Source organism: Agromyces sp. NPDC058484 (genome assembly GCF_042720415.1).
Classification (GTDB): domain Bacteria; phylum Actinomycetota; class Actinomycetes; order Actinomycetales; family Microbacteriaceae; genus Agromyces.
Genome location: NZ_JBHXMP010000016.1, coordinates 89,377 through 98,673 on the forward strand (window position 1 = coordinate 89,377; position 9,297 = coordinate 98,673).

The following is a 9,297-nucleotide window of genomic DNA, read 5'->3' on the forward strand; positions in this document are numbered from 1 at the left end:
CACGGCACGGCGGCACGGCCACGCTCACCAGGCTGCCCGGGCAGATCTCCGCATCCGCTCGTGCCAGTTCCGCCTCAATTGAGGGGGAACTGGCATGTCACTGAAGGGGAACTCATGTCATGGGTCATTCGACAGGCCAGGGACCCAAGAATCCGGGACGGCATGCCCCCAGAACAAGGACGCTCTTGCGGGACGGTGTCCTTGTTCTCAGGAGCCGTACGCCCCGATCACCCACCGTCAGAAGAGCCGACGAACTCACCCCGACTCGCGACCGACGAGCCCGCCCGCCCGCCCGTCGGCGCCGGAGCTCAGAACACGAACATCTGACCCAGCACGAGGATCGCGATCACGAACAGCGCGACGATCGCGCCCACGATCGTGAGCGAGCGTATCGACAGCTTCGCGACGCCGAACCCCACGAGGAACGGCAGCGCGATGAGCAGCAGGGTGACGATCCACCAGAATGCGACGTATCCACCCTGCGTCGCCGTTTCGAGACGGCCGGCGAACAGCTGCTGCGAGGCCGGATGCGTCGCGAACGCGAACGCCGCCGACAGCGGCACCGCGATGAGCGCCGCGACGATGAGGCCCGCGAGCGCACCCCAGAGCCCGGACTTGCCCTGCGTGAGGTTCAGCGTCTCCTCGTGTGCCCGCGCCTGACCCTGCGGCTGGCTCCCCGCCTGGCCGTGCGCCCGACTCTGCGCCTGACTCCGGCTCTGCGCGTGACCCTGACCCCGCCGTGCGCGCGGCGCGCTCCCCTTGGACCCCATGTCGCCACTCTAGTGAGCGCCCTCGCTCTAGAGATAGGCACCCGACCGCATTAGCCTGAGGAGACGACGAGCAGGGGGCGATGATGACCGCGAAACCGACCGGCCACTACACGTTGAAGCCTGACGGGCTCTACCTGCAGTTCGATCGCCTGTTCCGTTCGCCGATCGAGGACGTCTGGTTCAGCCTCACGAACCCCACGGCGATGCAGGCGTGGATCGGCACCTACACCGGGCGGCCCGAGACCGGCGGCGTGCGATTCCGCATGACCGCGGCGGAGGGCGCGGAAGCCGAATGGCAGAACGTGAGCATCCTCGAGTGCGCGCCGCCGCACCGGTTCCTGGCCGACTCCGGTCCCGGTCCCGACGGCGTGCGCGTGTTCTGCCATCTCGTCGAGGGCGGCGGCATGACCACGCTCACGCTCGGCCAGCGACTCGCGAACCCGGCGGATGCCGCGACGATGGGTCCCGGCTGGGACTTCTACCTCGACCGGCTCGCCGCCGCCCGCGCGGGGCGGGAGCTGCCCGCATGGGAGCTGTACTACCCCGAGTTCTCCGAGCACTACAAGGAGCTCAGCGTTCCCGACGCCGCGCGGCACTGACTCGCGCGCCGGGCACGCGGCGCCCCGCGCGCCGGGGCCCGGTCGCGGCATCCGTCGCCCCTAGACTGACGCCGTGAAGAGCATCGAGCGACGCGCCCGGGAGGCCGGCCCGAACGCGACTCGGCGGGCCCGCGCGGCCGACCTGATGGCGAATCATCCGTTCAGATGGGCGTTCATCGCGGCCCTCGGGGTGATCGTCGCGATCGGGATCGTCTCGGCGATCCTCAGCATCTCGGGCGTCGTGTTCTCGGTGTTCGCGGCGGTCTTCATCACCCTCGGCCTCGATCCGCTCGTGCGCTGGTTCCAGCGCCGGGGCATGAAGCGGGGCCTCGCGATCGTCACGGTGATCGTGCTGTTCGTGCTCGTGATCGCCGGGATGCTCTGGCTCGTGCTCCCGCTCGTGATCGGGCAGGCGGTGACGTTCGTGCAGTCGCTGCCGGACATGCTCGCCAACCTGCAGTCGCAGGAGTGGTACCAGGAGGCGGTTTCGGGCACCGGCGGGGTCCTCGGCACGATCTACGCGTGGGTCACCGACACGCTCAGCGATCCGAGCTTCTGGGCCACGGTCGGCGGCGGGGCGCTCAACATCGGCGTCGCGATCGTCGGCGGGATCTCGAGCGCGTTCTTCATCTTCATCCTGACGATCTACTTCACCGCGACGCTCGACGCCTCGAAGGCGGCGATCTACACCCTCATCGCCGCCTCGCACCGCGAACGCGTGGTCGGGTACGCCGAGCGCATCATGCAGAACGTCGGCCGCTACCTCAGCGGCATGGTCATCCTCGCGTTCTTCAACGCCGTGTACAGCCTCATCCTGCTGTCGCTCGTAGGGGTGCCGTTCGCGCTCGTGATCTCGGTCGCGGCGTTCTTCATCACGCTCATCCCCCTCATCGGCACGGTGCTGACGACGATCGTGATGACGCTGCTCTCGCTCTTCGTCTCGCCGGTGTCGGCGGTGATCGTGCTGGTCGCGATGCTCGTCTACATGCAGGTCGAGGCCTACATCCTCACCCCGAAGGTGATGAGCAAAGCCGTGCAGGTGCCCGGCTCGATCGTGCTCATCGCCGCGCTCGCGGGCGGCACGCTCGCGGGCCTGCCGGGCGCGCTCGTCGCCATCCCGGTCGCGGCCGGCATCCTGCTCATCATCAAGGAGGTCGTCGTGCCGAAGAAGGCGCTGTCGTGACCGGTCGCTGAGCTCGTCGAAGCGGGTCTCCCTTCGACAAGCTCAGGGAACTCAGCTCGACAAGCTCAGGGAACTCAGCGCCAGACCGACGGCGCCTCGGCGCGCGTCGCGGGCAGCGCGACATCCGTGCCCCACCGCTCGAGCCATTCGGGGATGCCATGCGCGTCGGTGATGCCGAGCGCCTCGACGATCTCGGACATCGGCACCGTGCCGCCCGACCTGCGCAGGAACCGCGCACGGATGAAGCCCTGCGCGAAGATCTCGGGCTCGCCGCCGGCGCCGTTCCCTGAGCGTGTCGAAGGGCGCACGAACCGCTGCTCCATGTACACGGCCTTGTCGTCGTGGCCGACGAGCTTCGACTCGATCGTGAACCGCTCCCACAGCGAGAGCGACTTGCGGAACGTGATCGTCTCGCTCGCGACGACCGGGTACCAGCCCCTGTCGCGCATCATCCTCCAGACGCCGTTGCGCACGAGCATGTCGAACCGCGCGACATCCATGATCGAGAAGTACACGCCGTTGTTCATGTGCCGGTTGATGTCGAGGTCGGTCGGCAGCGTGATGAAGTTCGTGCGCGCGACGTCGCGGTGGCCGAGGTCGGGCTTGCGGCGCGCGAGGAAGAGCACGTGCAGCAGCGTGCGGAAGAACATGTGCATGGTTCACGACTGTATGACGGAATCATGGTCGGTTCTCCATCGTTGGCGGGTCGCCACAGGAGCGGGCGGATGCCGCGCGCGCACGTTGTGGGCAACCGTGCGTGCCGCCGCCGAGCGGTGCCGGGTCTCGGTACGCGGCCTCCTTCGTCGGCTGTTCCTCGACCAGCGGCGGTCAGGCCGGGCGCAGCACGCGATACCGCACGTGGGTGGCGAGCGCGCCCTGCTCGACGGCGAGCGGCTCGAGCTCGATCGGTCGCGGCGCCGAATCGGGGAAGGGTCGTGTGCCTCCGCCGAGCAGCACCGGCACGAGATGCAGTCGCACCTCGTCGACCAGACCCGACACGAGGGCCTGCCGCGCGACCTCCGCGCCGCCGAGGATGCAGACGGATGCCGCGCTCGCGGCCGCCCTCGCCCGCACGATCGCCTCGGCGACCCCGTCGGTCACGAACTCGAAACGGGAGCCGCCCCGCTCGACCGGCTCGCGCGACCGGCTCGTCACCACGAAGCATGGACGCCCCTCGAATGCCCCGTCGTCGCCCCACGGGCCTGCGCCGACGTCGAAGGTCCGGCGTCCGAGCACGAACGCCCCGGTCATCTCGAACATGCGCGCGGCGGCGCTGCGGTCGACCTCGTCGGGCGCGGCATCCATCGCCCCTTCGGCACCGTAACCCGGATGCGGCGGGCCGAGCTCGAACTCGGCCGCCGCGATGTCGGACAGCCAAGCGTGCACGCGCTCGCCCCCGATGCCGAGCGGATGCTCCAGGCTCACGCCCGGCCCGGCCGTGAAGCCGTCGAGCGTCATCGTCATCTCGAGGAATACGTTCGACATGGCGTCATGCCCTCGCGGGCACGTGTCGCTCGTCGGGACCGTCGTACACCGAGAGCGGTCGGATGAGTGCGTTCGACGCGAGCTGCTCCATGATGTGCGCGGTCCAGCCGGTGACCCGGCTGGCCACGAAGAGCGGTGTGAAGGTCTCGGTGTCGAAGCCCATCAGGTGGTAGGCCGGCCCGGTCGGGTAGTCGAGGTTCGGCTTGATGCCCTTGCGGTCGGCCATCGCCTGTTCGAGCGCGACGTACAGCTCGAGCAGGTCGGGTCGGTCGTAGTGCTCGACCATGCGCTCGAGCGCATCGCGCATGGTCGGCACCCGCGAGTCGCCGTGCTTGTACACGCGGTGTCCGAACCCCATGATCTTGCGCTTCTCGGCGAGCGCCGCGTCGAGCCATGCGGCCGCGGCATCCGCGGTGCCGATCTCGTCGAAGGCGTGCATGACCGCCTCGTTCGCACCGCCGTGCAGCGGGCCCTTGAGCGCGCCGATCGCGCCGACGACCGCGGAGTACAGGTCGGAGAGGGTGCTCGTGATCACGCGCGCGGTGAACGTGGAGGCGTTGAACGAGTGTTCGGCGTAGAGGATCATCGATACGTCGAACGCGTTCACCACCGCGAGCTCGGGCGCCTCGCCGAACGCCTGCCAGAGGAAGTTCGCCGAGTAGCCGAGGTCGGCGCGGGGCTCGATGAAGTCGAGCTCGCGCCGGCGGCGTTGGTCGTAGGTGACGATCGACGGCAGTTTCGCGAACAGGCGGATCGCCTTGTCGAGGTTCGCCTCGCGCGAGTCGTCGGGCGTCGACGGGTCGCTCGCGCCGATCACGCTCACCGCCGTGCGGAGGACGTCCATGGGGTCCGCGGTGAGCGGCAGCTCGTCGACGATGCGCTTCACGTCGTGGTCGAGACCGCGGTGCGAGCGCTCGAGCTCCTCGAACGCGGCGAGCTGAGCGTCGTCGGGGAGATCGCCGTACCAGAGCAGGTACGCGACTTCTTCGAACGTGACGGATGCCGCGAGCTCCTGCACCGGGTACCCGCGATACAGCAGCGAGTTCGTGTCGGAGTTCACCTTCGAGATGGCGGTGTAGTCCACCGGCACGCCCGCCAGCCCCTTGTAGATCTCGGGCGCTGCTGCCTGCTGCTGATCGCTCATCGTGCTCCTCGCGTGACGACGCGGCCGCTGCGGCGCGACCGCTCCCCCAGCCTACGGCCCCCGCCCAGCGCGCGACGCCACGAACTCAGAACAGGCCGGTCGGGATGTCGACGGCGACGAGCGCTCCGGGCGCCGCCGTGAACGTCAGGCCGCCGAGCTCGTCGGGACCGAGCTCGGGCAGCCGCTGCGCCACGTCGAGGAACCGCTCGATCTCGGCCTCCTCGAGCACCCACTCGGCGAGCGTGCGGAACTTCTGCACGTACTGCTCACGACCGAACGGCCTGGCGCCGAGCGGATGCGCATCGGCGACGGCGATCTCGTCGACGATCTCGCCGCCGTCGGCGAGCGTGATCACGACCCGGCCGCCGAATGCCTTCTCGGCGATGTCGTTCGAGTGGTAGCGGCGAGTCCACTCCTCGTCCTCGACGGTCGACACCTTCTTCCAGAGCGCGATCGTCTCCGGCCGGTGCGCCCGCTGCGGCGAGTACGAGTCGGCGTGGTTCCAGGTTCCGTCCTGCAGGGCGACGGTGAAGATGTACGGGATCGAATGGTCGAGCGTCTCGCGTGAGGCATCCGGATCGTACTTCTGCGGGTCGTTCGCCCCCGACCCGATCACGTAGTGGGTGTGGTGCGAGGTGTGGATGACGATCGACTCGATGCGGTCGGGATCGTCGAGGAGCAGCGGGTACTCGTCATGGAGCTTGCGGGCGAGATCGATGAGCGCCTGCGCCTGGTACTCCGCCGAGTGCTCCTTGGTGTACGAGTCGAGGATGGCGCGCTTGGCCTCGCCCTCCTCGGGCAGCGGCACGTCGTAGGAGGCATCCGGGCCGTCGAGAAGCCAGGCGATCACGCCGTCCTCTCCCTCGTAGATCGGCACGGGGCTGGTCTCGCCGCGCATGGCCCGATCGACCGCCTCCACCGCCATCTTGCCCGCGAACGCGGGAGCGTGCGCCTTCCACGTGGAGATCTCGCCCTTGCGGGACTGGCGGGTGGCGGTGGTGGTGTGCAGTGCCTGCCCGATGGCCTGGAAGATCGTCTCCTGGTCGAGGCCGAGGAGTGTGCCGATGCCTGCGGCGGCAGACGGTCCGAGGTGGGCGACGTGGTCGATCTTGTGCTTGTGCAGCGAGATCGCCTTCGCGAGGTCGATCTGGATCTCGTAGCCGGTGGCGATGCCGCGCACCAGGTCGCGGCCGGCGAGGCCGCGGCCGGTGGCGAGGTGCTGGGCGACCGCGACGATCGGCGGGATGTTGTCGCCCGGGTGCGAGTACTCCTCGGCGAGGAAGGTGTCGTGGAAGTCGAGCTCGCGCACGGCCACGCCGTTCGCCCACGCGGCCCATTCGGGCGACGTGCGGCGGGCGGCATCCGCGCCGAAGACGGTCGAGCCGTCGCCGCTGATCGACACCGGATGCGCGAGAGCCTGGCTTCGCGCCGATACGACGGGCTTGCGCGCGAGCGACGCGGCCGCGACCGCGGCGTTGTCGATCACACGGTTCACGACCATGTCGACGACGTCGTCGTCGAGTTCGACGGGGTCGGTCGCGATGCCGGCCAGCTGCCAGGCGAGCTGGCCCTCGCGTACGAGGTTCTCGTCACTCCGGTGGGTGCGCAGATGGTGGGTCTTCACGATGCAACGCTATCCCGGCCACACGGGATCGTGCACCTGCGCCTCGATCACGTGCGCGGCGAGCACCGGGTCGACCCCCTCGAGCGAGCCCGGACTCCACTTGGGCGAACGGTCCTTGTCGATGACCTGCGCACGGATTCCCTCGCGAAGGTCGTGCTGCTCGATGAACCACGAGACGAGCCGGAACTCCTGCTCGAGCGCAGCCTCGAGGGTCGGGAGCGTGCGCGCACGGCGCACCGACTCCAGTGTGACGGTGAGCGCCGTCGGCGAGAGGGTCACGAGCTCGTCGGCTGCGGCCGCCGCGTAGGCACGAGCTGCCGGGTCGAGCGGATGCCGCGGGAACGAGCTCGACGCGCCATCCCCGATCGGCGCCGTCGCTCGCCCGTCGGCGAACGCACGCAGACGCGAGATGATCTCGGCGACCGTGGGTGCGGAGTAGCAGGCGTCGACCCAGTCGCGGGCGAGCGCCAGCGTCGACGGGCCGGGGGTCTCGTCGAAGAGCATCAGGATCTCGGCCGGCGTGCCGGGGTCGGCCCGCTCGGCGAGCGCCTGGATGAGGTGCGGCAGCCGCTCGGAGGGCACGAACGAGTCGGCGAAGCCGGCGTGCATCGCATCGGCGGCATCCATCGTGCGGGAGTTCAGGGCGAGGTGCACGCCGAGCTCGCCGGGCGCCTTCGCGAGCAGCCACGAGCCGCCGACGTCTGGGGTGAACCCGATGCGGGTCTCGGGCATCGCGACCCGGGATCGCTCGGTGACGACGCGGATCGCCGCGTGGCCGGCGAGCCCGATGCCGCCGCCCATGGTGATGCCGTCCATGAGCGCGACGACGGGCTTCGGGTATCGGGCGATCATGGCGTCGAGGCGATACTCCGAGCGGAAGAACTCGCGCGCCTCCCCCGCGTTGCCGTTCACGGCGTACTCGTAGAGCTCGCGGATGTCGCCGCCGGCCGAGAACCCCCGCTCGCCGGCCCCGTCGATGACGACGACTCCGACCTCGGTGTCGTCGCGCCAGAGCTCGAAGACGGCGGTGAGCTCGCGGATCATCTCGTAGTTCAGTGCGTTGAGCGCACGGGGGCGATCGAGCGTGACGTGGCCGAGTCCATCGGCGACGGTCGCGGAGATCAGGTCGCTCACGAGTCACACCGTAGCCGCATCCGTGCCGGCGGCGTAGCCTCGCGTTCGAGGAGGGGTCATGATCGAATCCGCATTCCCGATTCTCGAGGTGGCCGACATGCAGGCGGCGCTCGCCTTCCACCGGGACGCTCTCGGCGGCGTGCTGACCTTCAGCTTCCCGCTGGAGGGAGGCGAACCCACGTACGCGTCGCTCGCCGTCGGCTCGTCATCACTCGGCATCGGCGTGGCCGAGTCGCCGCCCCCGCCCGGCAACGTGCTGCTCTGGTTCTACGTCGACGACGTCGATCGGGTAACGGGCGAGCTCGCGTCGGCCGGGGCATCCGTGCTGGAGAAGCCCGTCGACCAGCCGTGGGGCGAGCGCACGTCGCTCGTGACCGACCCGTTCGGCACCCGCATCCGTCTCGGCGCCCCGATCGCGCCGCCGCCCGACGAGGAGTGACGGCCCACGAGCAGCGGCATCGGATGCCGCGACAGACCACTCCTGCCGTCGGGCCACATTCCGGCGCCGCCTGTGGATGACCGGCGACGGCTCGACGCATCGCCGCATAGGCTGCCGCGATGATGCATCCGTACGAGATCGTCGCGGAACCCGTGCGCAGGCGAATCGTCGAGGTGCTCGCGGTCGGCGATCATCCGGTAGGGGTGCTCAACGACGTCATCACGATGGAGTTCTCGGTGTCGCGTGCGGCGGTGTCGCACCACCTGCGGATCCTCCGCGACGAGCGAGTCGTCACCGTCGAGGCCGACGGCGCACTGCCGCAGTCACGTCTCTACCGGCTCAACGCCGAGTACCTCGAGCGTCTCGACGATGCCGTCGGCGAGCTGTTCAGCCTGTGGGACCACCGCTACGGCACCATCCAGCGACGCGCGCCGATCCATCCGGCGGCCCCGTCGAGGTCGCCGCACGCACACCGTGCGGGCCGGAAGGGCCTGCGTGGTCGGCGGCGTGGATTCGATGAACCCGACGAACCGGGCCGACGCGGCTGAGCCCTTGCCGGGCGCGCCGCGCCGCCCGTCCCCACCCGGCAGGCCCGGGCCGCCCCTTCATCGTGGCCGCCCATTCATCGTGGCCGCCCATTCAACGTGGCCGCCCGTCCAGCATGGCCGGCCCAACCGCCATGCCCGCGCCAGCGCGGTCGTCCTGGCAGAGAATTCCTTTCCCAATTCGATGTGCAAGTTCCCCCTCAGTGTGCAAGTTCCCCCTCAGTCATTGAGGGCAACTAGCACAGGAAAATCCGGAAAGATTCGATGTGCACGTTCCCCCTCAGTCGTTGAGGGGGAACTTGCACAAGAAAATCCGGAAAGATTCGATGTGCAAGTTCCCCCTCAGTGGTGGGGGGGCAAAATGCGCAAGAAAA

The 9,297-nt window shown here is 69.3% G+C and carries 10 protein-coding genes; 4 read left to right on the top strand and 6 right to left on the bottom strand.

What is annotated here, in order from left to right; genetic code table 11:
• Positions 1–308 precede the first annotated feature (308 nt).
• On the bottom strand, positions 309–770 hold the full coding sequence (locus tag ACFWN7_RS13640; protein WP_376939360.1) for a hypothetical protein: 462 nt from the start codon (positions 768–770) through the stop codon (positions 309–311).
• An 80-nt stretch (positions 771–850) separates the two neighbouring features.
• Here ACFWN7_RS13640 and ACFWN7_RS13645 point away from each other — a divergent pair, with 80 nt between their 5' ends.
• Positions 851–1,369, top strand: coding sequence for an SRPBCC domain-containing protein (locus tag ACFWN7_RS13645; RefSeq protein ID WP_376939361.1), 519 nt, complete (start codon positions 851–853; stop codon positions 1,367–1,369).
• Between the two features lie 73 nt (positions 1,370–1,442).
• Positions 1,443–2,552 (top strand): AI-2E family transporter, encoded by a 1,110-nt coding sequence (locus tag ACFWN7_RS13650; RefSeq protein ID WP_376939362.1) that lies wholly within the window; start codon positions 1,443–1,445, stop codon positions 2,550–2,552.
• 74 nt (positions 2,553–2,626) lie between these two features.
• Here the strand turns inward: ACFWN7_RS13650 and ACFWN7_RS13655 are convergent, their stop codons facing one another.
• The 5 genes from ACFWN7_RS13655 to ACFWN7_RS13675 form a co-directional block, all read right to left on the bottom strand.
• Positions 2,627–3,208, bottom strand: coding sequence for a thioesterase family protein (locus tag ACFWN7_RS13655; RefSeq protein WP_376939363.1), 582 nt, complete (start codon positions 3,206–3,208; stop codon positions 2,627–2,629).
• Between the two features lie 172 nt (positions 3,209–3,380).
• Positions 3,381–4,037, bottom strand: coding sequence for a dihydrofolate reductase family protein (locus ACFWN7_RS13660; protein WP_376939364.1), 657 nt, complete (start codon positions 4,035–4,037; stop codon positions 3,381–3,383).
• Positions 4,038–4,041: 4 nt separating this feature from the next.
• Positions 4,042–5,181 carry a bifunctional 2-methylcitrate synthase/citrate synthase gene (locus ACFWN7_RS13665; RefSeq protein ID WP_376939365.1) on the bottom strand — a complete coding sequence of 380 codons (1,140 nt, stop codon included), beginning with the start codon at positions 5,179–5,181 and terminating at the stop codon, positions 4,042–4,044.
• Between the two features lie 85 nt (positions 5,182–5,266).
• Entirely contained in the window at positions 5,267–6,808 is a 1,542-nt protein-coding gene (locus ACFWN7_RS13670) for an MmgE/PrpD family protein (RefSeq protein WP_376939373.1), read from the bottom strand.
• A 6-nt stretch (positions 6,809–6,814) separates the two neighbouring features.
• Positions 6,815–7,939: an enoyl-CoA hydratase/isomerase family protein gene (locus ACFWN7_RS13675; RefSeq protein ID WP_376939366.1), complete on the bottom strand. Its 1,125-nt coding sequence runs from the start codon at positions 7,937–7,939 to the stop codon at positions 6,815–6,817.
• Positions 7,940–7,997: 58 nt separating this feature from the next.
• Between ACFWN7_RS13675 and ACFWN7_RS13680 the strand changes: the two genes are divergently transcribed.
• Both ACFWN7_RS13680 and ACFWN7_RS13685 read left to right on the top strand, forming a co-directional pair.
• The gene (locus ACFWN7_RS13680) at positions 7,998–8,378 is read left to right on the top strand and encodes a VOC family protein (RefSeq protein ID WP_376939367.1); all 381 of its coding nucleotides are present in this window, start codon (positions 7,998–8,000) and stop codon (positions 8,376–8,378) included.
• Between the two features lie 119 nt (positions 8,379–8,497).
• Positions 8,498–8,926, top strand: coding sequence for an ArsR/SmtB family transcription factor (locus ACFWN7_RS13685; RefSeq protein ID WP_376939368.1), 429 nt, complete (start codon positions 8,498–8,500; stop codon positions 8,924–8,926).
• Positions 8,927–9,297: the final 371 nt, after the last annotated feature.